Here is a 25,661-nt window from a genome sequence, read left to right on the forward strand (position 1 = left end):
CCATGCCAGACGAACGGTCGGACGGACAGCGCCAGGCGGGCCGGGGAGTGGCCTGGCTGGTGTGCGGGCGGCGCACCAAGTGGCTTGTGGTGCTGTTCTGGCTGGTGGTGACCGTCGCCGCGGCACCACTCGCCCAGAAACTCACCGACGCCCAGGACAACCAGGCCTCGTCCTGGCTGCCCGGCTCCGCGGAGTCCACCCAAGTCCTGGAGATATCCGAGGAGTTCAGGCCCGAGCAGATTCCCGCGATCATCGTGTACGCACGTGACGGCGGGCTGACCACCGAGGACCGGACGCGGATCTCCGAGGACGCGGTCGAGCTCAAGGAGCTGAGCGCCCACGGCGTGCGCGGCGCCGAGACCCGTGGCCCCGTCTTCGACACGAAGAACACCTCGGGCGCCGACGCGGCCGAGGCGGCCCAGGTCTTCGTGCCCATCACCATGGACGAGAAGGGCTGGGAGCGGATCACGCCGGCCGTGGACTCCATGCGCAAGGTCGTGGGCGAGGGCTCGGGCGGTCTTTCGGTGCACGTCACCGGGCCCGGCGGTACGTCGGCGGACTTCTCGGAGGCGTTCGAGGGCATCGACTCGACGCTGCTCCTGTCGGCGGCCGCCGTCGTCGTCGTGATCCTCCTGATCACTTATCGCAGTCCGGTCCTTCTGTTCGTCCCGCTGCTCGCGGCGGTCGTCTCCCTCTTCACTGCGCAGGCGCTGATCTACCTCCTGGCGGAGCACGCGGGCCTGACGGTCAACGGCCAGAGCGCCGGCATCCTGACGGTCCTCGTCTTCGGGGCGGGGACGGACTATGCCCTGCTCCTGGTCGCCCGCTACCGGGAAGAGCTGCGCCGCCACGAGGACCGGCACGAGGCGATGCAGCTCGCCCTGCACCGGGCGGGGCCCGCGGTGATCGCGTCGGGCGCCACGGTCGTGGTCAGCATGCTGGTGCTGCTCACCGCCGACATGAACTCAACGCGGGGCCTCGGCCCCGTGGCGGCCATCGGTGTCGCGGTCGCCCTGCTCGCGATGCTGTCGCTGTTCCCCGCGCTCCTGGTGGTCTGCGGCCGGTGGCTCTTCTGGCCGCTGATCCCGCACAACGGCTCCGAGGAGCCCACCGAGCGAGGCATCTGGGCCCGCATGGGCCGCCGTATCGCCCACCGTCCGCGCCTGACCTGGAGCGTCACCGCGGTGGCGCTCGCTGCCCTGGCCCTCGGCCTCACGCAGCTGCGCGCCGAAGGGCTCAGCAACGCGGACTCGTTCACGGACAAGCCGGACTCGATCGTGGGCCAGGAGGTGCAGGGGAAGTACTTCCCCGCGGGCAGCGGCGACCCGCTGGTGATCGTGGCGAACGCGGACCAGGCCGACGAGGTCCGCGAGGCGGTCGCGGGGACACGTGGCGTGGACCCGGCGAGCATCGGCGTACCGCCGGGGACGAAGGCGGAGGCCGGTGGCCAGGTCCTGTTCGAGGCGACGCCGACCGACCCCTCCGACAGCGACGCGGCCAAGCAGACCGTGGAGCGGGTGCGCGACGCGGTGCACGCGGTGCCGGACGCGGACGCGAAGGTGGGCGGCGGTACGGCGGCCCTCCTGGACATGGACCGAGCGACGGCTCACGACAACAAGCTGGTGATCCCGCTCGTCCTCGTGGTCGTCCTGCTGATCCTCGCCGTGCTGCTGCGCGCCCTGGTCGCGCCACTGCTCCTGATCGTGACGGTGGTGCTCTCCTTCTCCGCCGCGCTCGGCATCAGCGCGCTCGCCTTCCGCCACCTCTTCGACTATGCGGGCGAGTCCACGGACTTCCCGCTCTTCGTCTTCGTGTTCCTGGTGGCGCTCGGGATCGACTACAACATCTTCCTGTCGACCCGCATCCGTGAGGAGGCGGGCCGACAGGGCACCCGTGCGGGCGTGGTGACGGGCCTCGCCGCAACCGGCGCGGTCATCACGTCGGCGGGCCTGGTCCTCGCGGGCACCTTCGCCGCGCTCGGGACACTGCCGATGGTGGCGTTCGCCGAGATCGGCTTCGCGGTCGCGCTCGGCGTCCTGCTCGACACCTTCGTCGTACGGTCCGTCCTGGTCACCGCGCTGTTCCTGGACGTGGGGCCGAAGGTGTGGTGGCCGCACGCCCTGAGCAAGGACCCGGCGGCTTCCCGTACGCGTGCTCCCGCGAAGGCTGCCTCAGGCGGTCCGCCGGATCAGGGCTAGGTACATCGCGTCCGTGCCGTGCAGATGCGGCCACAGCTGGACGTCGGGCCCGTCACCGAGCGCGGGAACGCCCGGCATCAGCGGCCGCGCGTCGATGAGCTCTGCCCCCTCGTGCTGCTTGAGCACGTCGTCGACGACGGCACGCGTCTCCGCGAGGTGCGGTGAACAGGTGGCGTAACCGACGACGCCCCCGACCCGCACCGACTCCAACGCGGTGCGCAGCAGCCCCCGTTGCAGCGGCGCGAAGCCGTCCAGGTCCTCCGGGCGGCGGCGCCAGCGGGCCTCGGGGCGGCGGCGCAGGGCGCCGAGTCCCGTGCAGGGGACGTCCATCAGGACCCGGTCGAAGGTGCCGGGCTGCCACGGCGGCCGGGTGCCGTCGGCGGCGATGACCTCGTAGGGGCCCGGGTTGCCCCGCAGGGCCTGCGCGACGAGGCGGGCCCGGTGCGGCTGCTTCTCGGCGGCGAGGAGGGCGGCGCCCCGCCCGGCCGCGAGACCCGCGAGCATGGCCGCCTTGCCGCCGGGGCCCGCGCATCCGTCGAGCCACTTCTCGTCGCGCCCCTCGACCGGGGCGTTCGCGAGTGCGATCGCGACGAGCTGGCTGCCCTCGTCCTGGACCCCGGCACGCCCCTCGCGCACGGCCTCGATGGACCCGGGCTCGCCGCCCTCGCTGAGCCGCACGGCGTACGGGGACCAGCGCCCCGGCAGCGCGGACTCCTCACCGACGACGTCGAGGAGTTCATCGGCGGTGGTGCGTCCGGGCCGGGCCACGAGCGTCACCTCGGGCCGCTCGTTGTCGGCCTCCAGGAGGTCCTCGATGCCCGCACGGCCGCCACCGAGTGCGTCCCAGAGCGCGGAGACGACCCAGCGGGGATGCGAGTGGACGACGGCGAGATGGTCCTCGGCGTCTTCGTCATAAGGGGGCGCGACCTTCTCCACCCAGCCATCGAGATCGTCGGCGGCGACCTTGCGCAGCACCGCGTTCACGAACTTGGCCCGCCCGTCACCGAGCACCACGCGCGCCAGCTCCACGGAGGCGGAGACGGCGGCGTGCGTGGGGATGCGCGTGCCGAGCAGCTGGTGGACGCCCATGTTCAGGACATCGAGGACCGGCGGGTCGACCTCGCGCAGCGGCCGGTCGATGCAGGCGGCCACGATCGCGTCGTACGTCCCCTGCCTGCGCAGCGTCCCGTAGACGAGCTCGGTGGCGAGCGCCGCGTCACGCGCGTCGAACTTGTCGGGCCCCTCCTTCTCGCGGGCCTTGCGCAGCAGCGGCGGCAGGACGAGGTTCGCGTAGGCATCACGCTCGTCCACGGCCCGCAACGCCTCGAAGGCGAGGAAACGGACGGGGTCCTTCTTGGGACGGCGGTGGGGCTTGCCGGGCTTTCCCTGCTTCTGGGGACGCCGGCTCGGCTGGTCGCTCAAAGGTGCTCCGCTATTGGATGGGGGCTGAACCTATTCAGCGTACGTCGGTGTCGCCGAGGCGCTCGCCCGGGGCGATCCGCACCCCGCGCGCCCAGTCGGCGCCGCGCATCGGCTTCTTGCCCTGCGGCTGGACCCAGAGCAGCTCCACGGCGTGCGAGCCGGTGCCGACGTACACGTTGTTCTTGGCGGCGCCGAGCTCGGCGGGCGCGAGGTCGGTGCGGTCGGCGACGAGCGCGGACTGGATGATCTTCAGCCGCTCCCCGCGGAACACGGACCAGGCACCGGGCGCCGGGGTACAGCCACGCACGACCCGGTCGACGCGGAGGGCCGGGTCGGCCCAGTCCACCTGGGCGTCCTCGACGGTGATCTTCGGGGCGAGGGTGATGCCGTCGGCGGGCTGCGGTACGGCCTTCAGGGAGCCGTCCTCGATGCCGTCCATGGTGGCGGCGAGCAGGCCCGAGCCCGCGAAGGCGAGGCGGGTGAGCAGGTCACCGCTGGTGTCGGTGGGCCTGACGACCTCGGTGACGGTCCCGTACACCGGCCCGGAGTCGAGCCCCTGCTCGATCAGGAACGTGGAGGCACCGGTGATCTCGTCCCCCGCCATCACGGCGTGCTGCACGGGCGCGGCACCGCGCCAGGCGGGCAGCAGCGAGAAGTGCAGGTTGACCCAGCCGCGGGCCGGGACGTCCAGGGCGACCTTGGGCAGCAGCGCGCCGTAGGCGACGACCGGGCAGCAGTCGGGCGCGATCTCGCGCAGGCGCGCCAGGAACTCCTCGTCGCGCGGCTTCGCCGGCTTGAGCACCTCGATGCCGGCCTCCTCCGCGCGCTGGGCGACGGGGCTCGCGACGAGTCTGCGGCCGCGGCCCGCGGGGGCGTCGGGCCGGGTGACGACGGCGGCCACCTCGTGCCGGTCGGAGGCGATCAGGGCGTCCAGGGCGGGGACGGCGACCTCGGGGGTGCCTGCGAAGACGAGCTTCATCGGTGGCTGTCGGCCTCTCGGGGCTGGAAGGTGCGGGAAGGGAAGGAGCGGGCAGATGCGGGAAGGTGCAGGAAGCACACCAGTCTATGAGCCGCACCACCGCGCCGCTCTCCGCGGGGCGGTGGGCGGTGGGCCGCTCGTCCCGGGCGCCGCTCTCATCACACCGCTCGCCCCCCGCCACCCACGCCGCACGACGGCCCGCCCGGGGGCGTACGCGCGGCCGTGCGCCCTGTGCATATGCGCACACGCCCCCGCACCGTGACCCCACACGAACTAGCGCGTTGGTCAAGAAAGAGTTGACCACAACGGGCCGCGACAGCGGCCCGATCCTTTTCAACGCCGGTTCGAGAGGCTTGTTCATGGCCGACCACGCAACCCACGACGCCCAGGCACGGGCGAGCCTGCACCTCCTGGTTCGGGACATCGAGCGGGTCCGCCGGCAGGTGGACGCACTGCGTACGCTCACCGCCCAGCTCGGCAACGTCTACCGCCCGCGCCGCTCGAGCCCCTCCGCGGGCTTCGTCGTGTACGGGCGCGCCCCCGCCCCGACCGTCCGCCTCGCCCAGGAACTGCGGGACAGCGTCGAGACGCTGGTGACCGCCGCGGTGGACTTCGACCGTTCGCTGGGCTTCTCGTGGGACGCGGTGGGCTCGGCCCTCGGGGTCACCAAGCAGGCGGTGCACCGCCGTTACGGAGCCCGCAGGGCCACGACCCAGGCGGCGGCGGAGGCGGAGCGCGCCACGGAGACGGTGCCCGCCGCCTCGGCCGCCCGTCCCCCGGTGCCGGTCGGCGCCCCGCTCCCCTCGGTGCCCGCGGCCCGCGCGATGCCGACCCAGCCCACGGCGGGCAGCCCCGCCCTCCGCGAAGACCCCCGGCCCAACATCTTCCCGGGCCCGCGCAACGGCTGACCACGGCATAGCGGCGGCTGTCTCCACCGGTTCACCCGGCGAGGACAGCCGCCGCCGTCGTTCCCCACTGCGGACAGGCGTCACCGCCCGGCCCTCGTTGCGGGCACGCGTTACGCAGGGCGATGGGGGTCTCCCCTGGTCGAGCGAAGCCGAGAGCTTGGGGAAGGGTGAGCACAACGCCGAAGCCGCCGCGCACCGAGCAACGAGACGGCAGACCCCGCCCGCGCAGCCAGCCCCGCCCAGCGGAAAGCCCCGCGCAACGCAAGCCCGCCGCCCAGGCAGAGGAGCCCCCCGGTGGGAAGCCGGACAAGAGGCCTGGCCGAGCCCTACCCGATGTCCAGCGGGTCCACCCGGATCCGCACCGGCTCCCCGCCCCCGGCACCCCGCGCCATCCGCGCGGCCTGAGCCGCCTTCAGCGAAGCGGCAAGCGCGGCCCCGCTCCCCGGCGGCACCCGGATCAGCACCCGCTCCCACCGCTCCCCGGCAGGCGCCGCCCCGGCCCGTCGGGTGGGCCCGGGCCCCGCGTCCGGCACGGGCACGGGCCCCAACACCGCCGCGTCCCCCGGGAGTTCGGCCGCGGCGAGGAACCCGGAGAGCGCCTCCGGGGGCCCGGAAACCGAGGCCATCCGTGACACGGGCGGGAACCCCAGCTCGGCCCGCTCGGAAAGCTCCCGCACCGCGTGCCCCACGGGATCCCACCGCACCAGGGCCTGCACCGGCCGTAGCGTCGGCTCGGCAACGACCACCACGGTCCCACCGGCTCCCTGCGGCCGCACCAGCGCGGAGGCCGAGATCCAGCGCCGCAGCGCGTCCTCCCCGGCCCGCAGATCGGGCCGCCCCAGCATGGCCCAGCCGTCGAGCAGCAGCGCCGCCGCATAGCCGCCCTCGGCGACCGGCTCCGCCCCCGGCGTACTCACCACCAGCGCGGGCGTGCCCGCCACGGTGTCAAGAACCTGCTCACGCCCCGACGTCCGCACCGGCACAGCCGGAAAGGCCCGTCCCAACTCCTCCGCCGTACGCCGGGCCCCGACCACCTGCGCCCGCAGCCGGAAGCTCCCGCACTCCCCGCAGTGCCAGGCACCTTCCTCCACCCCGCACCAGCCGCACCACAGCCCGCCGTCGTCCCGTGCCTCCAGCGGCCCCGCACAGTGCCGGCACCGCGCGGGCTCCCGGCACCTCTCGCACGCGAGCCGGGGCACATACCCCCGACGGGGCACCTGGACCAGCACAGGCCCGTGCTTCAGCCCTTCCCGTACGACGTTCCAGGCCAGCGTCGGAAGTCGCGCGGCGCGGGCCGCCTCGTCCCGGGCGAGGTCGCCGTCCCCCACGGTCCGTACGAGCGGCGCGGCCCCCCGCACCTGATCCCGGTCGGCGACCAGCGGCGCCGCCCATCCGCTCTCCACGAGTTGCGCGGCCTCCACCGTGCAGCTCCAACTCCCGAGCAGGAAACCGCACTTGTCCCGCGAAGCCCGGAGCTCCAGCACTTCTCGCACATGCGGAAAGGGAGCATTGTCATCGCTGTGACTGGCATCGCCGTCGTCCCAGATCACGACGAGCCCGAGGTTCCGCACCGGCGCGAACATGGCCGCCCGCGTGCCCACCACGGCCCGCACGGCACCACGCCGCACGGAGAGCCACTCCCGATACCGCCGCTCCTGCCCCACATCAGCGGTGAGCAGCGCATGCTGCCCCGCCCCCAGCAGCTGCGTCAGCGCCGCGTCGACCCGCGCCGCGGGCCGCCCCGCAGGCACGACGACCAGAGCCCCGCGCCCCGAAGCCAGCGTCGCCTGCACGGCCCGGGCGATCTCCTCGGCCCACTCCGGTCCGGGAAGGGCGGTCCACACGGCCCGAGGTGCACCCCCGGAGGCCAACGCCCCCAGGAACTCCGCCCCATGCCCGTACCGCCGCCAGGTCCCCGCATCCGGCGCGGCAGGAGCCGGCGGAGCCTCCCCCATCTCCCGCGCCTCGGCCTTCGCGTGCCGAGGCGGAACCGCCAGCTGCAACACGTCGGCAAGGCTGCCCGCATACCGGTCGGCCACGGCGCGTGCCAGCCCTAGCAGCTCACCGTCCAGCACAGGCTCGGGCGAGACGACCTGCGCCAGCGCGGCCAGGGGCCCGGAGTAGTCGGTCTCGGCGACCCGCTCGACGAGAAACCCGTCGATCAGGCCCCCGCCCTCACGCCGTCCCCCGCGCACGTTCCGCGCCCCGGCCCCGAACCGCACCCGGACCCGCACCCCGGGCTGCGCCTGCTCGTCCAACTCCTCCGGCACCGCGTAGTCGAAGTACCGGTCAAGATGCAGCACACCCTTATCGACCAGTACCCGGGCCACCGGCAGACTCTTCGCCAACGCGGCCCCCCGCCACGTCCGCGGCTTGGCCCGCGGCACCTCGGCCTTGCGCACCGCTTCCCGAATGAGCGCAAGCTGCTCCGGAGGCTCGGCCCCGCCGCCCCCCTCAGACTTCCGATTCTCGCTGCTCACAGCAGCATTCCTACCAGACCCCACTGACACGGCCACGAGCCCGATGCCGGCCATGACACGACGAAGCCCGGCACCCCACCAGGGGCGCCGGGCTTCGTCAGAACTGGTCGGGCCAGGGAACCCTAGAGCCCCGCGGCCTTCCGCAGCGCGTCCACGCGGTCCGTGCGCTCCCACGTGAAGTCGGGGATCGCGCGGCCGAAGTGGCCGTACGCGGCGGTCTGCGCGTAGATCGGGCGCAGCAGGTCCAGGTCGCGGATGATCGCGGCCGGGCGCAGGTCGAAGACCTCGGAGATGGCGGCCTCGATCTTGTCGGTGTCGACCGTGGCCGTGCCGAAGGTCTCCACGAACAGGCCCACCGGCTCGGCCTTGCCGATCGCGTACGCGACCTGGACCTCGCAGCGGGCGGCGAGGCCGGCGGCGACGACGTTCTTGGCGACCCAGCGCATCGCGTAGGCGGCGCTGCGGTCGACCTTGGACGGGTCCTTGCCGGAGAAGGCGCCGCCGCCGTGGCGGGCCATGCCGCCGTACGTGTCGATGATGATCTTGCGGCCGGTCAGACCGGCGTCGCCCATCGGGCCGCCGATCTCGAAGCGCCCGGTCGGGTTGACCAGGAGGCGGTAGCCCTCGGTGTCCAGCTTGATGCCGTCGTCGAGAAGCGCCTTCAGCTCGGCCTCGACGACGAACTCACGGATGTCGGGGGCCAGGAGCGAGTCCAGGTCGATGTCCGACGCGTGCTGCGAGGAGACCACGACGGTGTCGAGGCGGACGGCCTTGTCGCCGTCGTACTCGATGGTGACCTGGGTCTTGCCGTCGGGGCGCAGGTACGGGATGGTCCCGTTCTTGCGGACCTCGGACAGGCGGCGCGAGAGACGGTGCGCGAGGTGGATCGGGAGCGGCATCAGCTCCGGCGTCTCGTCGCAGGCATAGCCGAACATCAGGCCCTGGTCGCCGGCGCCCTGCTTGTCGAGCTCGTCCTCGTCGCCCTCGACACGCTGCTCGTACGCCGTGTCGACGCCCTGCGCGATGTCGGGGGACTGCGAGCCGATGGACACCGAGACGCCACAGGAGGCGCCGTCGAAGCCCTTCTTCGAGGAGTCGTAACCGATCTCGAGGATCTTGTCGCGCACCAGCTGCGCGATCGGCGCGTACGCCTTGGTCGTGACCTCGCCGGCCACGTGCACCAGGCCGGTGGTGATCAACGTCTCCACGGCGACCCGGGACTTCGGGTCCTCACGCAGGAGCGCGTCGAGAATGGTGTCGCTGATCTGGTCAGCGATCTTGTCGGGGTGACCCTCGGTCACAGACTCCGAGGTGAAGAGACGGCGGGACACATCGCTCCCTGTGGTTGCAGCGGCTGCTGGCTGATCATTGGTGGACGGCCGGGAGCTGCGCCCGGCGTCGTCCGAGACCAGTTTATCGGTCGCACTCGGCCGCCGGACCACGTGTCTCGCCACTTGGGAGCGCTGTGACCTGCGGCACTGCATTGTGCGGTACGACGATCCTTCTCCACCAGGGGGCCTCACGCCCGAATTTCCCGGGTTTGAGGCGCCCAGTGAGGCGATTGTGACATTTGAGGCCCGGATTCCGCCCTTGTTCTGCCGGGGTTTCGGCAGGGGTTTCTTCTGGGGGTCCCCTATTTTTCCAGGAATTATTGAGCGAGCGTCGTCAGGCGTTCCACCACGAGATCCCAGACGGTGTCCGCGAGTGCTTCCTTGGGGCCGTACGGAACCGGAGTTTCGCTGCCGTCCGCGCCGAGCACGACCGCCTCGTTCTCCTCGGAACCGAAGGTCTTCCGTTCGCCCACCTCGTTGACGACGAGCAGGTCACAGCCCTTGCGCTCCAGTTTGGCGCGGCCGTTGGCGAGCACGTCGTCGGTCTCGGCGGCGAAGCCGACGACGATCTGGCCGGGACGCGGCCGCTCGGCAGCGATCTCGGCGAGGATGTCGGGGTTGCGGACCAGGGCGATCGGGGCCGGTTCCTGGCCGTCCTTCTTCTTGATTTTCCCTGCCGCGTAATTCTCCGGGCGGAAATCGGCCACGGCCGCCGCCATCACCACGGCGTCGGCGTCCGCCGACACCTTCAGCATCGCCTCGCGGAGCTGGATCGCGGTGCCCACGGGCACGAGGTCGACGCCCGCGGGTTCCGGCAGCGCCGGGTTCGCCGACACGAGCGTGACGCGGGCGCCCCGCGCCGCGGCACTGCGGGCCAGTGCGTACCCCTGCTTGCCGGAGGAACGGTTGCCCAGGAAGCGGACCGGGTCGAGCGGCTCGCGCGTTCCGCCCGCGCTGACGACGACGTGCCGCCCCGCGAGGTCCTGCCCGAGGTTGCCGCGCGCCAGGACACGGCGTACGACCTCGAAGAGCTCCACCGGGTCGGGGAAGCGGCCCTTGCCCGTGTCCACGCCCGTGAGACGGCCGACGGCGGGCTCGATGACGAGGGCGCCGCGGCGGCGCAGCGTGGCGACGTTCTCCTGCGTGGCCGGGTGCTCCCACATCTCCGTGTGCATGGCGGGCGCGAAGATCACCGGACAGCGGGCGGTGAGGAGCGTGTTCGTCAGGAGGTCGTCGGCGAGGCCGTGGGCCGCCTTGGCCATCATGTCGGCCGTGGCGGGCGCGACGATCACGACGTCGGCGGACTGGCCGATCCGTACGTGCGGCACCTCGTGGACGGAGTCCCACACCTCGGTCGAGACCGGGTTGCCGGAGAGCGCCGACCAGGTCGCCTCGCCCACGAAATGCAGCGCCGACGCGGTCGGCACGACGCGTACGTCATGGCCCGACTCCGTCAGCCGCCGCAGCAGCTCACAGGCCTTGTACGCGGCGATTCCGCCGCTGACCCCCAGAACGACCTTGGGCTTGCCCACGGTGACCGTGCCTCCCCGCACTCTTGATCCCCGCATCCGGGGACGTACGACTCCATGACACACCACAGGCCCGGCAGTCGCGCTGCCGGGCCTGTGGTGAAGAACTGCAAGAAAAGAACGGCGACTACTGAGCCGGGCCCTCGATGGCCTCGGACGTCAGCAGGCCCGCGTTGATCTCGCGGAGCGCGATGGAGAGCGGCTTCTCGTGGACGTGGGTGTCCACCAGCGGGCCGACGTACTCCAGCAGGCCCTCACCGAGCTGCGAGTAGTACGCGTTGATCTGGCGCGCGCGCTTGGCGGCGTAGATCACGAGGCTGTACTTCGAGTCGGTTGCCTCGAGGAGCTCATCAATCGGCGGGTTGATGATGCCCTCGGGCGCAGTGATGGAAGAGGACACTCTCTGCCTTCCGATGGGGATTGACCTTCGAATGGAAAATGAGGGTCAGTCCGGGTTACTGAGGATGAAGAAGATCAAACAACTTTCATCAAGGCTAGCAGCTCACGCGCCACGTCCTCGACGGAGGTATTGACCAGGGTCGTGTCGAACTCGGCCTCCGCGGCGAGTTCGATCTTCGCCGCGCCGAGCCTGCGCTCGATCACCGCGGGCGCCTCGGTCCCCCGGCCGGTGAGCCTGCGGACCAGTTCCTCCCAGCTCGGCGGGGCGAGGAAGACCAGTTGCGCCTCGGACATCGACTCGCGGACCAGACGCGCGCCCTGCAGATCGATCTCCAGGAGGACGGGCTCGCCCGCCTCGAGGCGCTGCAGGACGGCACCCCGCGGCGTGCCGTAGCGGTTGCCCGCGAACTCGGCCCACTCCAGGAGCTCGCCGTTGGCGATCAGCTTGTCCATTTCGTCGTCGGAGACGAAGAAATAGTGGACACCGTCCTTCTCGCCGGGGCGCGGCTTCCTGGTGGTGGCCGAGACCGAGAGCCAGACCTCGGGGTGTTCCTTGCGCATATGAGCGACGACCGTGCTCTTGCCGACCCCTGAGGGGCCGGAGAGCACGGTCAGCCGCGGACGTACGTCCGGGGGCACGGGGGTCGTCCCCCGGGATGTTGCAGCCATGCAGCGATTATCCAGGTTCTCAGGAGTGCCTGAGAACGTCAGGCAGCGCCACCGCCGAACTCACGCTCCAAGGAGGCGATCTGATTGGAGCCGAGACCGCGCACACGGCGGCTCTCGGAGATGCCAAGACGCTCCATGATCTGCTTGGCGCGGACCTTGCCCACGCCGGGCAGGGACTCCAGGAGAGCGGAGACCTTCATCTTGCCGATGACATCGTTCTCCTGGCCCTGCTTGATGACCTCATGAAGCGAGGCACCGGAGTGCTTGAGTCGATTCTTGACCTCGGCCCGCTCCCGGCGAGCCGCGGCGGCCTTTTCGAGCGCGGCTGCGCGCTGTTCAGGGGTAAGGGGCGGAAGAGCCACGCCTACGTCACCTCGGATGTCGAACTGTCGGATACGGACCGGTGAGGAACCTAGTCGCCCCACACCTGGTGAGCAACGTGCAACGCGCTTGCCCGTTCGCTCTCGTCGGAGACTAGCGGGCATGGCCGCCGGAGTCAGCGAGAACAGACGAAAAGTCCTGGTCAGCCTCTGCCGAGGCGTGCATTTCGGGCATTTCACCCCGGATTTGTCCCCATGAGTCATCGGCGAAACGTTAGGACGTGGCCGGACACGACCTTCGAAGACGGAAAAACACCCTCCGCGGGCCCCAGAAGACGCCAGAAGACCTCAGGCCGAGTCGACGGCCTCACGGATCTCGTCCGCGAAACGGCTCGCCGCGACGCGCAGACCCACCACGTCGGGACCGTGACGCAGGACACCCCGGCTCACGCTCGGCACGACGTTGCGCACGGCGTCCCCGAAGACCCCCGGCAGATCCGCCGGGGTGGCGCCCTGCGCGCCGATGCCGGGGGCGAGCAGCGGGCCGTTGATCGCGAGGTCGTACGAGGACAGGTCGCCGAGCGTGGCCCCGACGACGGCACCGAAGGACCCCAGGGGATGCGCCCCGGCGTTGTCGGCCGCCAGGTGCCCGAGCATCGTCGCGCCGATCGTGCGGCCGTCCTCGCGCACCGCGTGCTGCACCTCGGCGCCCTCGGGGTTGGAGGTGAGGGCGAGGACGAAGAGCCCGGTGCCGTTCTCGCGCGCGAGGTCGACGGCCGGCTTCAGCGAGCCGTAGCCGAGGTAGGGCGAGACCGTGAGGGCGTCGCTGAAGAGCGGCGAGTCCTTGTGCAGGAAGGTCTCGGCGTACGCGGCCATCGTCGAGCCGATGTCGCCGCGCTTGGCGTCCATGACCACCAGGGCGCCGGCCGCGCGCAGCTCCTGGACCGCGTTCTCCAGGACGGCGATGCCGCGCGAGCCGAAGCGCTCGAAGAACGCGCTCTGCGGCTTGAACACCGCCACCGTGCCGGCCAGCGCCTCGACGACGGTCCCGGTGAACCGCTCCAGGCCCGCGACGTCGTCGTTCAGGCCCCAGGCGGACAGCAGGGAGGCGTGCGGGTCGATGCCGACACACAGGGGGCCACGCTCGTCCATGGCGTGGCGAAGACGCGTACCGAAGGGTTCAAGGGCACTCATGCGGACTTCCTTACGTCGGCGCCGACGGCCTCGGCGAGGGTGGCGTACGAGCTCGCCCGAAGACGGGCAGCGAGCCCCTTGTGGATCGCGCGGCCCCAGAAGGGCCCCTCGTAGATGAACGCGCTGTAGCCCTGCACCAGGGTGGCGCCCGCGAGGATGCGCTGCCAGGCGTCCTCGGCGTTCTCGATGCCGCCGACGCCCACGAGCGTGATGCGGTCGCCCACGCGCGCGTAGAGGCGGCGCAGGACCTCCAGGGAGCGCTCCTTGAGGGGCGCGCCCGACAGACCGCCGGTCTCTCCGTAGAGCGAAGGTTCGGACTGCAAACCGAGGCCTTCGCGCGCGATGGTGGTGTTCGTGGCGATGATGCCGTCCAGACCGAGCTCGACGGCCAGGTCGGCGACCGCGTCGACGTCCTCGTCCGCCAGGTCGGGGGCGATCTTCACCAGGAGCGGCACGCGCCGCCCGGAGACACTCCGGTCGGCCGCCTCGCGTACGGCGGTCAGCAGCGGCCGCAGCGACTCCGTGGCCTGGAGGTTGCGCAGGCCGGGGGTGTTCGGGGACGACACGTTCACCACGAGGTAGTCGGCGTGGGCGGCAAGGCGCTCGGTCGACTTCACGTAGTCGGCGGCGGCCTCATCCTCGGGGACGACCTTGGTCTTGCCGATGTTCACGCCCACGACCGTCTTGAAGACGGCCTTACGGGTGCCCAGGCGCTCGGCCACGGCCGCCGAGCCCTCGTTGTTGAAGCCCATGCGGTTGATCAGCGCGCGGTCCTGCACGAGGCGAAAGAGCCGCTTCTTGGGGTTGCCGGGCTGCGGCTCCCCCGTGACGGTGCCGATCTCGATGTGGTCGAAGCCCAGCATCGACATGCCGTCGATCGCGACGGCGTTCTTGTCGAAGCCCGCCGCGAGACCGAAAGGCCCGTGCATCCGCAGGCCCAGGGCCTCGGTGCGCAGCTCCCTGTGGCGCGGCGCGAGCACGGCGGCGATGAACGTGCGCAGCACGGGGACGCGGGCCGCGAGCCGGATCCAGCGGAAGGCCGTGTAGTGGGCCTGCTCCGGGTCCATGCGCTTGAAGACGAGGTCGAAGAAGAATTTGTACATGTGGGTGTCCTCAGAGGTCCTCAGGTGTGCTCACCAGAAGGGGGACACCGGATCGGTGTCCCCCTGGTGGGCTGCTAGTCGCGGGCCGCGGTCAGATGCTCCGCGTGTTCCTGGAGTGAACGGACGCCCACGTCCCCGCCGTTGAGCGCGTCGATGCCCTGGACGGCGGCGGCGAGCGCCTGGACCGTCGTCAGGCACGGCACGGAGCGGGATACGGCCGCCGTACGGATGTCGTAGCCGTCGAGGCGGCCACCGGTGCCGTACGGGGTGTTGACGATGAGGTCGACCGCGCCGTCGTGGATCAGCTGGACGATCGTCTTCTCGCCGTTCGGGCCCTCGCCCTCGCTCTGCTTGCGCACGATCGTGGCGTTGATGCCGTTGCGCTTGAGCACCTCGGCCGTGCCGGACGTGGCGAGCAGCTCGAAGCCGTGCGCGACCAGTTCGCGCGCCGGGAAGATCATCGAGCGCTTGTCGCGGTTGGCGACGGAGATGAAGGCGCGGCCCTTGGTCGGCAGCGGCCCGTACGCGCCGGCCTGCGACTTGGCATAGGCCGTGCCGAAGACCGAGTCGATGCCCATGACTTCACCGGTCGAGCGCATCTCCGGGCCGAGGACGGTGTCGACGCCACGCCCGTGGATGTCGCGGAAGCGGCTCCACGGCATGACGGCCTCCTTGACGGAGATCGGCGCGTCCATCGGCAGCGTGCCGCCGTCGCCGGTCGCCGGGAGCATGCCCTCGGCGCGCAGCTCGGCGACGGTCGCGCCGAGCGAGATGCGCGCGGCGGCCTTGGCCAGCGGCACCGCGGTCGCCTTCGAGGTGAAGGGGACGGTGCGCGAGGCGCGCGGGTTGGCCTCGAGGACGTAGAGGATGTCCCCGGCCATCGCGAACTGGATGTTGATGAGGCCGCGGACGCCGACGCCCTTGGCGATGCCCTCCGTGGAGGCCCGCAGGCGCTTGATGTCGTAGCCGCCGAGGGTGATCGGGGGCAGCGCGCACGCCGAGTCGCCGGAGTGGATGCCGGCCTCCTCGATGTGCTCCATGACGCCGCCGAGGTAGAGCTCCTCGCCGTCGTAGAGCGCGTCCACGTCGATCTCGATCGCGTCGTCGAGGAAGCGGTCGACGAGCACCGGCCTCGAGGGGCTGATCTCGGTCGACTCCTCGATGTACGCGGAGAGTCGGGTCTCGTCGTACACGATCTCCATGCCGCGGCCGCCGAGCACGTACGACGGGCGTACGAGGACGGGGTAGCCGATCTCGTCGGCGATGGCCTTGGCCTCGGAGAAGGTGGTGGCGGTGCCGTGCTTGGGCGCGGGGAGGCCGGCTTCGGCGAGCACGCGGCCGAAGGCGCCGCGGTCCTCGGCGGCGTGGATGGCCTCGGGCGAGGTGCCCACGACCGGCACGCCGTTGTCCTTGAGGGCCTGCGCCAGGCCCAGCGGGGTCTGGCCGCCGAGCTGGACGATGACGCCCGCGATCGGGCCTGCCTGCGCCTCGACGTTGACGATCTCCAGGACGTCTTCGAGCGTGAGCGGCTCGAAGTAGAGACGGTCGGAGGTGTCGTAGTCCGTGGAGACGGTCTCGGGGTTGCAGTTGACCATCACGGTCTCGTAGCCCGCGTCGCTCAGCGCGAAGGAGGCGTGGACGCAGGAGTAGTCGAACTCGATGCCCTGGCCGATGCGGTTGGGACCCGAGCCCAGGATGATGACTGCGGGCTTCTCGCGCTGGGCGACCTCGTTCTCCTCGTCGTACGAGGAGTAGAAGTACGGCGTCTTGGCGGCGAACTCGGCGGCGCAGGTGTCGACCGTCTTGTAGACCGGGCGGACACCGAGCGCGTGGCGCACCTCGCGGACGACGTCCTCGCGCAGGCCGCGGATCTCCGCGATCTGGTGGTCGGAGAAGCCGTGCCGCTTGGCCTCGGCGAGCAGGTCGGCGTCCAGGCGCTCCGCGGCGGCAAGCTCGTCCGCGATCTCCTTGATCAGGAAGAGCTGATCGACGAACCACGGGTCGATCTTCGTGGACTCGAAGATCTCCTCGGGCGTTGCGCCCGCGCGGATGGCCTGCATGACGGAGTTGATGCGCCCGTCGGTCGGCCGGACGGCCTCTTCCAGAAGAAGGGCCTTGTCGCCGGGCTCACCCACGAAGGTGAACTGCGAGCCCTTCTTCTCCAGCGAGCGCAGCGCCTTCTGGAGGGCCTCGGTGAAGTTGCGGCCGATGGCCATGGCCTCGCCGACCGACTTCATGGTGGTCGTCAGGGTCGAGTCCGCCGAGGGGAACTTCTCGAAGGCGAAACGCGGCGCCTTGACCACTACGTAGTCGAGCGTCGGCTCGAAGGAGGCCGGGGTCTTCTCGGTGATGTCGTTCGGGATCTCGTCCAGCGTGTAGCCGACGGCGAGCTTCGCCGCGATCTTCGCGATCGGGAATCCGGTGGCCTTCGACGCGAGCGCCGATGACCGCGAGACACGCGGGTTCATCTCGATGACGATGACCCGGCCGTCCGTCGGGTCGATGGCGAACTGGATGTTGCAGCCGCCGGTGTCGACGCCGACCTCGCGGATGATCGCGATGCCGACGTCCCGCAGGGTCTGGTACTCGCGGTCGGTCAGCGTCATCGCGGGCGCGACGGTGATCGAGTCGCCGGTGTGCACGCCCATCGGGTCGAAGTTCTCGATGGAGCAGACGACCACGACGTTGTCGTTCTTGTCGCGCATCAGCTCCAGCTCGTACTCCTTCCAGCCGAGGATGGACTCCTCCAGGAGCACCTCGGTGGTCGGCGAGAGCGTGAGGCCCTGTCCGGCGATGCGGCGCAGCTCCTCCTCGTCGTGCGCGAAGCCGGAACCGGCGCCGCCCATGGTGAAGGAGGGGCGGACGACCACGGGGTAGCCGCCGAGCTCGTCGACGCCCTTGAGGACGTCGTCCATGGAGTGGCAGATGTACGAGCGGGCGGACTCGCCGTGCCCGATCTTCTTGTTGACCTCTGCGACGACGCCCTTGAAGAGGTCGCGGTCCTCGCCCTTGTTGATCGCCTCGACGTTGGCGCCGATGAGCTCGACGCCGTACTTCTCGAGGACGCCCTGCTCGTGCATGGAGATCGCGGTGTTGAGCGCGGTCTGGCCACCGAGGGTGGGCAGGAGCGCGTCGGGGCGCTCCTTGGCGATGATCTTCTCGACGAACTCGGGGGTGATCGGCTCGACGTAGGTCGCGTCGGCGATCTCCGGGTCGGTCATGATCGTCGCCGGGTTCGAGTTCACCAGGATGACGCGCAGGCCCTCGGCCTTGAGGACGCGGCAGGCCTGGGTGCCGGAGTAGTCGAACTCCGCTGCCTGGCCGATGACGATCGGGCCGGAGCCGATGACCAGGACGGACTGGATATCGGTGCGCTTAGGCACGCTGGGCTCCTTCTGCGGTCATCAGAGATACGAAGCGGTCGAAGAGGTACGCGGCGTCGTGCGGGCCGGCGGCCGCTTCGGGGTGGTACTGGACGCTGAACGCGGGCTGGTCGAGGAGCTGGAGCCCCTCCACCACCTGGTCGTTCAGGCACACGTGGGAGACCTCGGCGCGGCCGTAGGGCGTGTCGGAGACCTTGTCGAGGGGCGCGTCGACGGCGAAGCCGTGGTTGTGCGCGGTGACCTCGACCTTGCCGGTGGTGCGGTCCTGCACCGGCTGGTTGATGCCTCGGTGGCCGTACTTCAGCTTGAACGTGCCGAAGCCGAGCGCGCGGCCGAGGATCTGGTTGCCGAAGCAGATGCCGAAGAGCGGGGTCTTGCGCTCCAGGACGCCCTTGACCACGGTCAGGTCGACGGTGGAGGGGTCACCGGGGCCGTTCGACAGGAAGAAGCCGTCGGGGTTGACCGCGTACACGTCCTCCAGCGTCGCGGTGGCGGGCAGGACGTGCACCTCGATGCCGCGCTCGGCCATGCGGTGCGGGGTCATGCCCTTGATGCCGAGGTCCAGGGCAGCGACGGTGAACTTCTTCTCACCGATGGCCGGGACGACGTACGACTCGGTGGTGGCGACCTCGCTGGAGAGGCTGGCGCCCACCATCTGGGGGGCCTCCTTGACGCGGGCGAGCAGCGCCGCGTCGTCCGCGACCGCCTCTCCGGAGAAGATGCCGACGCGCATGGCGCCGCTCTCGCGCAGGTGGCGGGTGAGGGCGCGGGTGTCGATGCCGGAGATGCCGACGACGCCCTGCGCGGTGAGCTGCTCGTCCAGCGAGCGCTTGGAGCGCCAGTTGGAGGGCACGCGCGCGGGGTCGCGCACGACGTAGCCGGAGACCCAGATGCGGGCGGACTCGTCGTCCTCGTCGTTCACGCCCGTGTTGCCGACGTGCGGGGCCGTCATGACGACGACCTGGCGGTGGTACGAGGGGTCGGTGAGGGTCTCCTGGTAGCCGGTCATGCCGGTGGAGAACACCGCTTCGCCGAAGGTCTCCCCCACGGCCCCGTAGGCGCGGCCGCGGAAGATGCGGCCGTCCTCCAGGACGAGTACGGCGGGAGACGCCTTTTGCCTAACGGCGGATCCCCTTGTGGAGGTCGTCATCGTGCGGTGCCTTCCGTAGTGCTGGTCTTGTTGATCATGTTGTTGATGGCCTCGACCCATGCGGCCTGCTCGGCCGCGTGGTCCGAGCGGAAGCCCGAGTCGATGAGCTTCTCGCCGTGCTCCCAGGTGACGATCAGCAGACCGCCCTCCGCGAGGACCTTTCCGGCGATGCCCTTGTCGAGGCGGGCCTCGCGCAGCTGTGCGGCCGGGACGAAGAAGTCGGCCGCGCCGGGGCGTACGACATCCAGGCCCGCGTCGGTGAGCGTGAGCTCGACGCGGCTGCGGGTGCCCAGACCGCGCGCCACGATGCGGTCGAGCCACTGCCCTGCCGTGGTCGAGCCGTGGTAGCGGCCGCTCAGCTCAAGTCTGGCCGGACCCGGCTCGGACGGCGCGGCAGGGAGCTCCGGCAGGTCGCCCTGGAGCGTGCCGCGCCACTTCCAGCCCTCGCGCATCAGCCAGTAGACGAGCGCGATGAAGAGCAGCAGTCCGACGACCCAGCCCGCGCGGGCGGCCCAGTCGGTCACCTCCGCCGATTCCTTCTCGGCGGCCAGTTCCAGAAGAGATGTCACGCGAGCTTCCCGTCGACGACCGTGGCGCGGCCCCGCAGCCACGTGTGCGTCACGCGACCGGGCAGCTCACGGCCCTCGTAGGGGGTGTTGCCGCTGCGCGAGCTGAAGCCCGCCGGGTCCACGACTCCACGGTAAGCCGGATCGAGAAGCGTGAGGTTCGCGGGCTCACCTGCCGAGACGGGGCGTCCGTGGCCCTTGGCCTGTCCGATCTCGGCGGGCTTGACGGACATCCGGTCGGCGACCGCGGCCCAGGTGAGCAGGCCCGTCTCGACCATCGTCTGCTGGACGACGGAGAGCGCGGTCTCCAGGCCCACCATGCCCATGGCGGCCGCGGCCCACTCGCAGTCCTTGTCCTCGTGCGGGTGCGGGGCGTGGTCGGTGGCGACGATGTCGATGGTGCCGTCGGCCAGGGCCTCGCGCAGCGCCATGACGTCGCGCTCGGTGCGCAGCGGCGGGTTGACCTTGTAGACCGGGTTGTACGAGCGGACCATCTCGTCGGTCAGGAGCAGGTGGTGCGGGGTGACCTCGGCGGTCACGTCGATGCCGCGCGACTTCGCCCAGCGGACGATCTCGACCGAACCGGCGGTCGACAGGTGGCAGATGTGCACCCGCGAGCCCACGTGCTCGGCGAGCAGCACGTCACGCGCGATGATCGACTCCTCGGCGACGGCGGGCCAGCCGCCGAGGCCCAGTTCGGCGGAGACGACGCCCTCGTTCATCTGGGCGCCCTCGGTGAGCCGCGGCTCCTGCGCGTGCTGGGCGACGACGCCGCCGAAGGCCTTCACGTACTCCAGGGCGCGGCGCATGATCACGGCGTCGTCGACGCACTTGCCGTCGTCGGAGAAGACGGTGACGCCGGCCGCGGACTCGTGCATGGCGCCGAGCTCGGCGAGCTTCTTGCCCTCGAGGCCGACGGTGACGGCGCCGATCGGCTGGACGTCGGCGTACCCGCCCTCCTGGCCGAGGCGGTAGACCTGCTCGACGACGCCGGCGGTGTCGGCGACGGGGAAGGTGTTGGCCATGGCGAACACGGCGGTGTAGCCACCGGATGCGGCGGCCTGCGTGCCGGTCAGGACGGTCTCGGAGTCCTCGCGGCCGGGCTCGCGCAGGTGGGTGTGCAGATCGACGAGGCCGGGCAGCAGGATCTGGCCCTCGGCCTCGACGACGGTGGCGCCGGTCGCGTCGATGCCGGTGCCCACCTCGGCGATCGTCCCGGCGTCGATCAGGACGTCCTGGGGCTCGCCGCCCAGCACCTTCGCACCACGGATCAGGGTCTTGCTCATGTCTTACTTCTCCTCGGAACCGGTGGGGCGGGTGTGGGTGACGGCGGGTTCGTTGCCGCCCAGGAGCAGGTAGAGGACAGCCATCCGGGTGTGGACGCCGTTCGCGACCTGCTCGATGACCGTGCAGCGGTCGGAGTCGGCGACCTCGGCGGTGATCTCCATGCCGCGGACCATCGGCCCTGGGTGCATCACGATGGCGTGCTCGGGCATCTTCGCCATGCGCTGGCCGTCCAGGCCGTAGCGACGCGAGTACTCGCGCTCGGTCGGGAAGAACGCGGCGTTCATGCGCTCGCGCTGCACGCGCAGCATCATCACGGCGTCGGACTTCGGCAGGACCCGGTCCAGGTCGTACGACACGTCGCAGGGCCAGTTGTCCACGCCGACCGGGACGAGCGTGGGCGGGGCGACCAGGGTCACCTCGGCTCCCAGCGTGTGCAGGAGGTCGACGTTCGAGCGCGCGACCCGGCTGTGCAGGACGTCGCCGACGAGCGTGATGCGCTTGCCGGCCAGGTCCTTGCCGAGGCCCGCGTCGCGGCCGACGAGGCGGCGCCGCATGGTGAAGGCGTCGAGCAGGGCCTGGGTGGGGTGCTGGTGGGTGCCGTCGCCCGCGTTGATCACCGGGGCGTCGATCCAGCCGGAGGTGGCGAGGCGGTAGGGGGCGCCGGACGCGCCGTGCCGGATGACGACGGCGTCGACGCCCATCGCCTCCAGGGTCTGCGCGGTGTCCTTGAGGGACTCGCCCTTGGAGACGCTGGAGCCCTTGGCGGCGAAGTTGATGACGTCGGCGGAGAGGCGCTTCTCGGCGGCCTCGAAGGAGATCCGGGTGCGCGTCGAGTCCTCGAAGAACAGATTGCAGATCGTGCGGCCGCGCAGGGCGGGAAGCTTCTTGATCGGCCGGTCGGCGACCCGGGCCATCTCCTCGGCGGTGTCGAGGATGAGAACGGCGTCGTCGCGGGTGAGGTCGGCGGCCGAGATGAGGTGTCGCATCATCTGGGGTTACTCCGTCATGTGGAGGTGTGCGGGCACGCGGGCGCGCAGGGGTGTGCCCCGGGGCCCGTGGGGAGACCGGTCCTACGCGGAAGCGGGCTTGGCACCGAGCAGCACGGCGTCGCGGCCGTCCTCCTCGGCGAGCTGGACCTTGACCGTCTCCCGCAACGACGTGGGGAGGTTCTTGCCGACGTAATCGGCACGGATCGGAAGTTCGCGGTGGCCGCGGTCGACGAGGACGGCGAGCTGCACCGCGCGCGGGCGCCCGATGTCGTTCAGACCGTCGAGGGCGGCGCGGATGGTGCGACCGGAGAAGAGCACGTCGTCCACGAGGACGACGAGGCGGCCGTCGATGCCGTCACCGGGAATCTCGGTGCGGGCCAGGGCGCGCGGCGGATGCATGCGCAGATCGTCGCGGTACATCGTGATGTCGAGTGAGCCAACCGGGATCGTGCGTCCGGTGATTTCTTCGAGCTTCTCGGCGAGGCGCCGGGCGAGGAAGACGCCGCGGGTGGGAATGCCGAGCAGCACCACGTCTTCGGCGCCTTTGGCGCGCTCGACGATCTCGTGCGCAATGCGGGTCAACACCCGTGCGATGTCCGGGCCTTCGAGCACCGGCCGCGCGACATCGGGTTCGTTCGTGTCGTTCGAGTCCATATGAAACGGACCTCCTTCTCCGCCTCACGGGACGGACCTTAAAGGACGTCGGAATTGCGCCATCCACGGTACCAGCACCGGTAACGTCCCCGGTCACGACCCCCCTCGGAAGTGCCGGTACGGACCATTCGGCTTGACGCACCCAAGTAACGCTGCGTAACCTCACAGTGAGTTACCGTTCTTCGTCCGGGGAGCTATATGTCCAGCGAATACGCCAAACAGCTCGGGGCCAAGCTCCGCGCCATCCGTACCCAGCAGGGCCTTTCCCTCCACGGTGTCGAGGAAAAGTCCCAGGGCCGCTGGAAGGCGGTCGTGGTCGGTTCGTACGAACGCGGCGACCGCGCCGTGACCGTACAGCGCCTTGCCGAGCTGGCGGACTTCTACGGCGTCCCGGTCCAGGAGCTGCTGCCCGGTACCGCTCCCGGCGGCGCGGCCGAGCCCCCGCCGAAGCTCGTGCTCGACCTCGAGCGCCTCGCGCACGTGCCGCAGGAGAAGGCAGGCCCCCTTCAGCGGTATGCCGCCACGATCCAGTCGCAGCGCGGTGACTACAACGGCAAGGTGCTCTCGATCCGCCAGGACGACCTGCGCACCCTCGCCGTGATCTATGACCAGTCGCCCTCGGTTCTCACCGAGCAGCTGATCAGCTGGGGCGTCCTGGACGCGGACGCGCGCCGCGCCGTCGCTCACGACGACGTCTGATCCCTCAAGGGGTACTTGAGCAGAAACGTAACGCCGGGGTGGCCGGAACCGATCGGGTTCCGGCCACCCCGGCGTTGTGCGTGGGCCTCTGCGCGCTCAGAGAGTCGCAGCGGCCCCAGTGGCCCCAGGAGTCCCAGGACATGCCAGAGGGCCCGCAGCGGCGTGCTGCGGGCCCTCTGAGCGGCGTCCGACCTGCCGGCTACGCCTCGTCGCGGCGGAGACTCGGCTTCAGGTCCTTGAAGCGGCCGAGCAGGCCGTTCACGAAAGCCGGCGAATCGTCCGTGGAGAACTCCTTGGCGAGCTGCACGGACTCGTCGAGGACCACGGCGTCCGGCGTCGCGTCGACCCAGATCAGCTCGTAGGCACCGAGCCGCAGGATGTTGCGGTCCACGACCGGCATCCTGTCCAGGGTCCACCCGACGGCGTACTGCGAGATCAGCTCGTCGATGTGGCGCGCGTGCTCCGCGTACCCCTCGACCAGTTCCATCGTGAACTCGCTGACCGGTGGCTGTCGGGTGTCGGCCCGCGAGTGGCGCACCCAGTCCGCGAGGACGGTCACGACATCCGCGCCACGTTGGTCGGCCTCGAAGAGGATCTGGAAGGCGCGCTTGCGGGCCGTATTACGAGCAGCCACGGTTAGCTGTTCACCCGGCCGAGGTAGCCACTGTCACGGGTGTCGACCTTGATCTTCTCGCCGGTCGTGATGAAGAGCGGCACCTGAATCTGGTGGCCGGTCTCCAGCGTCGCGGGCTTGGTGCCACCGGTGGAGCGGTCGCCCTGGACACCGGGCTCGGTCTCCTGGATGACCAGCTCGACGGCGGCCGGCAGCTCGACGAAGAGGACTTCGCCCTCGTGCTGCGCGACGGAGGCCGTGAAGCCCTCGATCAGGAAGTTGGCGGCGTCACCGACGGACTTGCGGTCGACGTGCAGCTGGTCGTACGTCTCCATGTCCATGAAGACGAAGTAGTCGCCGTCCATGTAGGAGAACTGCATGTCGCGCTTGTCGATCGTCGCCGTGTCGACCTTGACGCCGGCGTTGAAGGTCTTGTCGACCACCTTGCCGGACATCACGTTCTTGAGCTTGGTGCGCACAAAGGCAGGGCCCTTGCCGGGCTTGACGTGCTGGAACTCGACGACGGACCAGAGCTGGCCCCCGTCGAGCTTGAGCACCAGGCCGTTCTTGAGGTCGTTCGTGGAAGCCACGGTTGCGGAATCTCCTGGACTGACGTGGACGACCCCGGCGCACGCGCACAGCTCGAAAAAGCTAGAGCGCGAGCAGCTCCTTGGTCGTGATGGTGAGTAGCTCGGGTCCGCCGTCCGCCTCGGGGCGCACGACGAGCGTGTCATCGATCCGGACACCTCCCCGTCCCGGGAGGTGAACCCCCGGTTCGACGGTGACCGGCACGCAGGCGTCCAGTTTACCCATGGCCGCGGGCGCCAACTGCGGGTCCTCGTCGATTTCGAGCCCCAGCCCATGTCCCATCAACGGAGCGAGACCATCCGCATACCCGGCGGAGTCCAGTACATGGCGTGCGGCTCGGTCGATGTCGCGGTAGGCGGCGCCCGGTACGAGAGCCTCCCTGCCCGCCCGCTGAGCGGCGAAGACGAGGTCGTACAACTCGATCTGCCAGTCCGCGGGAGACGTACCGATGACGAAGGTACGCCCGATCTCACAACGATAGCCGCCATAGCTGGCGCCCAGGCACACCGAGAGGAAATCCCCCTCCTCCACCCGCCGGTCCGAAGGACGGTGCCCGCCCCGGCCCGCGTTCGGCCCGGTGGCGACGGAGGTCGGGAAAGCGGGCCCGTCGGCGCCGTGATCGACGAGGCGGCGCTCCAGTTCCAGCGCGAGATGGCGTTCCGTACGCCCCACGAGAATCGATTCGAGCAGCTCACCGAGCGCCTGATCGGCGATCTCGGCACCGATCCGCAGGCAGGAGATCTCCTCCTCGTCCTTGACGAGCCGCAGCTGCTCGACGGCTCCCCCGAGATCCGTGAGACGCAGCCGCGGCGCGACGGATCCCAGCGCGCGATGCCGGGCGACCGTGAGGTCGTGCTCCTCGACGGCAAGTGAGTCTGCGCCCTGCCCGACCGCGACACCGGCCCCCGCCACGGCGGGGTCGCCACCGGCCGCGTCGAGCAGCTGGACGCGCAGCGCCTCGTCGGGACGCCCCTCGCCCCGCTCGTCGCCGGGTGGCCCCGAGCACAGCAGCAGATCCTCGCTGCTGCCCAGCAGGAGCACGGCACCCTGTGGCGCCGCCCCCGCGAGATACCGCACGTTGGCGGGGCGGGACACCAGCGCCGACGCGCTGCCGCCCGCGGCACAACGCTCCCTCAGCCGCTCACGGCGGGCCGCGTACACCTCAGACATGGAACGAGCCTATGAGCGGTGGCGCGGGAC

The 25,661-nt window shown here is 70.7% G+C and carries 22 protein-coding genes; 3 read left to right on the forward strand and 19 right to left on the reverse strand.

The window, feature by feature from the left end; translation table 11 throughout:
* Window positions 1-2: 2 nt before the first annotated feature.
* Entirely contained in the window at window positions 3-2,198 is a 2,196-nt protein-coding gene (locus ACZ5U5_RS24250; RefSeq protein ID WP_469025247.1) for an MMPL family transporter, read from the forward strand.
* On the opposite strand, the gene ACZ5U5_RS24255 is transcribed toward ACZ5U5_RS24250, so the two are convergent.
* A complete protein-coding gene (locus tag ACZ5U5_RS24255; protein ID WP_451214381.1) occupies window positions 2,172-3,620 on the reverse strand; it encodes an RsmB/NOP family class I SAM-dependent RNA methyltransferase in 1,449 nt (482 codons plus the stop codon). The genes ACZ5U5_RS24250 and ACZ5U5_RS24255 overlap by 27 nt on opposite strands.
* A gap of 34 nt (window positions 3,621-3,654) precedes the next feature.
* Window positions 3,655-4,599 carry a methionyl-tRNA formyltransferase gene (fmt, locus tag ACZ5U5_RS24260; protein WP_469025251.1) on the reverse strand — a complete coding sequence of 315 codons (945 nt, stop codon included), beginning with the start codon at window positions 4,597-4,599 and terminating at the stop codon, window positions 3,655-3,657.
* Between the two features lie 359 nt (window positions 4,600-4,958).
* On the opposite strand from fmt, the gene ACZ5U5_RS24265 reads away from it, so the two are divergent.
* Entirely contained in the window at window positions 4,959-5,507 is a 549-nt protein-coding gene (locus ACZ5U5_RS24265) for a hypothetical protein (protein ID WP_469025254.1), read from the forward strand.
* 326 nt (window positions 5,508-5,833) lie between these two features.
* Here the strand turns inward: ACZ5U5_RS24265 and ACZ5U5_RS24270 are convergent, their stop codons facing one another.
* From ACZ5U5_RS24270 to pyrR, 14 genes are all read right to left on the reverse strand, one after another.
* On the reverse strand, window positions 5,834-7,987 hold the full coding sequence (locus ACZ5U5_RS24270; protein WP_469025257.1) for a primosomal protein N': 2,154 nt from the start codon (window positions 7,985-7,987) through the stop codon (window positions 5,834-5,836).
* Window positions 7,988-8,109: 122 nt separating this feature from the next.
* The gene (metK, locus tag ACZ5U5_RS24275; RefSeq protein WP_469025260.1) at window positions 8,110-9,318 is read right to left on the reverse strand and encodes a methionine adenosyltransferase; all 1,209 of its coding nucleotides are present in this window, start codon (window positions 9,316-9,318) and stop codon (window positions 8,110-8,112) included.
* Window positions 9,319-9,635: 317 nt separating this feature from the next.
* Window positions 9,636-10,850 carry a bifunctional phosphopantothenoylcysteine decarboxylase/phosphopantothenate--cysteine ligase CoaBC gene (gene coaBC / locus ACZ5U5_RS24280; protein ID WP_469025262.1) on the reverse strand — a complete coding sequence of 405 codons (1,215 nt, stop codon included), beginning with the start codon at window positions 10,848-10,850 and terminating at the stop codon, window positions 9,636-9,638.
* 124 nt (window positions 10,851-10,974) lie between these two features.
* Window positions 10,975-11,247, reverse strand: coding sequence for a DNA-directed RNA polymerase subunit omega (rpoZ, locus tag ACZ5U5_RS24285; RefSeq protein ID WP_005319902.1), 273 nt, complete (start codon window positions 11,245-11,247; stop codon window positions 10,975-10,977).
* A 74-nt stretch (window positions 11,248-11,321) separates the two neighbouring features.
* Window positions 11,322-11,915: a guanylate kinase gene (gene gmk, locus ACZ5U5_RS24290; RefSeq protein WP_469025265.1), complete on the reverse strand. Its 594-nt coding sequence runs from the start codon at window positions 11,913-11,915 to the stop codon at window positions 11,322-11,324.
* A gap of 38 nt (window positions 11,916-11,953) precedes the next feature.
* Window positions 11,954-12,277, reverse strand: coding sequence for an integration host factor (locus tag ACZ5U5_RS24295; RefSeq protein WP_005319887.1), 324 nt, complete (start codon window positions 12,275-12,277; stop codon window positions 11,954-11,956).
* 306 nt (window positions 12,278-12,583) lie between these two features.
* A complete protein-coding gene (gene pyrF / locus ACZ5U5_RS24300; protein ID WP_469025267.1) occupies window positions 12,584-13,429 on the reverse strand; it encodes an orotidine-5'-phosphate decarboxylase in 846 nt (281 codons plus the stop codon).
* On the reverse strand, window positions 13,426-14,532 hold the full coding sequence (locus tag ACZ5U5_RS24305) for a quinone-dependent dihydroorotate dehydrogenase (protein WP_469025269.1): 1,107 nt from the start codon (window positions 14,530-14,532) through the stop codon (window positions 13,426-13,428). Before ACZ5U5_RS24305 ends, pyrF begins: the two co-directional genes overlap by 4 nt.
* 74 nt (window positions 14,533-14,606) lie before the next feature.
* Entirely contained in the window at window positions 14,607-17,915 is a 3,309-nt protein-coding gene (gene carB, locus ACZ5U5_RS24310) for a carbamoyl-phosphate synthase large subunit (protein ID WP_469025271.1), read from the reverse strand.
* Window positions 17,908-19,065, reverse strand: a complete 1,158-nt coding sequence (carA, locus tag ACZ5U5_RS24315) for a glutamine-hydrolyzing carbamoyl-phosphate synthase small subunit (protein ID WP_469025272.1) — start codon at window positions 19,063-19,065, stop codon at window positions 17,908-17,910. The genes carB and carA overlap by 8 nt, the downstream gene beginning before the upstream one ends.
* The gene (locus tag ACZ5U5_RS24320; protein WP_469025274.1) at window positions 19,062-19,634 is read right to left on the reverse strand and encodes a PH-like domain-containing protein; all 573 of its coding nucleotides are present in this window, start codon (window positions 19,632-19,634) and stop codon (window positions 19,062-19,064) included. The genes carA and ACZ5U5_RS24320 overlap by 4 nt, the downstream gene beginning before the upstream one ends.
* Window positions 19,631-20,917 carry a dihydroorotase gene (locus tag ACZ5U5_RS24325; RefSeq protein WP_469025276.1) on the reverse strand — a complete coding sequence of 429 codons (1,287 nt, stop codon included), beginning with the start codon at window positions 20,915-20,917 and terminating at the stop codon, window positions 19,631-19,633. The genes ACZ5U5_RS24320 and ACZ5U5_RS24325 overlap by 4 nt, the downstream gene beginning before the upstream one ends.
* 3 nt (window positions 20,918-20,920) lie before the next feature.
* Window positions 20,921-21,907, reverse strand: a complete 987-nt coding sequence (locus ACZ5U5_RS24330) for an aspartate carbamoyltransferase catalytic subunit (RefSeq protein WP_469025279.1) — start codon at window positions 21,905-21,907, stop codon at window positions 20,921-20,923.
* 81 nt (window positions 21,908-21,988) lie between these two features.
* A complete protein-coding gene (gene pyrR, locus ACZ5U5_RS24335) occupies window positions 21,989-22,561 on the reverse strand; it encodes a bifunctional pyr operon transcriptional regulator/uracil phosphoribosyltransferase PyrR (protein WP_363211019.1) in 573 nt (190 codons plus the stop codon).
* Window positions 22,562-22,759: 198 nt separating this feature from the next.
* Between pyrR and bldD the strand changes: the two genes are divergently transcribed.
* Window positions 22,760-23,260 (forward strand): transcriptional regulator BldD, encoded by a 501-nt coding sequence (gene bldD, locus ACZ5U5_RS24340; RefSeq protein WP_249591133.1) that lies wholly within the window; start codon window positions 22,760-22,762, stop codon window positions 23,258-23,260.
* Window positions 23,261-23,459: 199 nt separating this feature from the next.
* On the opposite strand, the gene nusB is transcribed toward bldD, so the two are convergent.
* From nusB to ACZ5U5_RS24355, 3 genes are all read right to left on the reverse strand, one after another.
* Window positions 23,460-23,894 carry a transcription antitermination factor NusB gene (gene nusB / locus ACZ5U5_RS24345; protein WP_469025281.1) on the reverse strand — a complete coding sequence of 145 codons (435 nt, stop codon included), beginning with the start codon at window positions 23,892-23,894 and terminating at the stop codon, window positions 23,460-23,462.
* 2 nt (window positions 23,895-23,896) lie between these two features.
* Entirely contained in the window at window positions 23,897-24,463 is a 567-nt protein-coding gene (efp, locus tag ACZ5U5_RS24350; protein WP_344521662.1) for an elongation factor P, read from the reverse strand.
* A gap of 61 nt (window positions 24,464-24,524) precedes the next feature.
* Window positions 24,525-25,631, reverse strand: a complete 1,107-nt coding sequence (locus tag ACZ5U5_RS24355; protein WP_469025285.1) for a M24 family metallopeptidase — start codon at window positions 25,629-25,631, stop codon at window positions 24,525-24,527.
* Window positions 25,632-25,661 lie beyond the last annotated feature (30 nt).

It is taken from the genome of Streptomyces sp. NPDC033177 (assembly GCF_055577715.1).

Excerpts from the sequence above, each read along its gene's own strand:
- bldD (WP_249591133.1), top strand. The coding sequence starts at position 22,760 with ATGTCCAGCGAATACGCCAAACAGCTCGGGGCCAAGCTCCGCGCCATC.
- ACZ5U5_RS24250 (WP_469025247.1), top strand. The coding sequence starts at position 3 with ATGCCAGACGAACGGTCGGACGGACAGCGCCAGGCGGGCCGGGGAGTG.
- pyrF (WP_469025267.1), bottom strand. The coding sequence starts at position 13,429 with ATGAGTGCCCTTGAACCCTTCGGTACGCGTCTTCGCCACGCCATGGAC.
- pyrR (WP_363211019.1), bottom strand. The coding sequence starts at position 22,561 with ATGGACTCGAACGACACGAACGAACCCGATGTCGCGCGGCCGGTGCTC.
- carA (WP_469025272.1), bottom strand. The coding sequence starts at position 19,065 with ATGACGACCTCCACAAGGGGATCCGCCGTTAGGCAAAAGGCGTCTCCC.
- ACZ5U5_RS24265 (WP_469025254.1), top strand. The coding sequence starts at position 4,959 with ATGGCCGACCACGCAACCCACGACGCCCAGGCACGGGCGAGCCTGCAC.
- ACZ5U5_RS24355 (WP_469025285.1), bottom strand. The coding sequence starts at position 25,631 with ATGTCTGAGGTGTACGCGGCCCGCCGTGAGCGGCTGAGGGAGCGTTGT.
- ACZ5U5_RS24330 (WP_469025279.1), bottom strand. The coding sequence starts at position 21,907 with ATGATGCGACACCTCATCTCGGCCGCCGACCTCACCCGCGACGACGCC.
- fmt (WP_469025251.1), bottom strand. The coding sequence starts at position 4,599 with ATGAAGCTCGTCTTCGCAGGCACCCCCGAGGTCGCCGTCCCCGCCCTG.
- ACZ5U5_RS24325 (WP_469025276.1), bottom strand. The coding sequence starts at position 20,917 with ATGAGCAAGACCCTGATCCGTGGTGCGAAGGTGCTGGGCGGCGAGCCC.
- gmk (WP_469025265.1), bottom strand. The coding sequence starts at position 11,915 with ATGGCTGCAACATCCCGGGGGACGACCCCCGTGCCCCCGGACGTACGT.
- ACZ5U5_RS24305 (WP_469025269.1), bottom strand. The coding sequence starts at position 14,532 with ATGTACAAATTCTTCTTCGACCTCGTCTTCAAGCGCATGGACCCGGAG.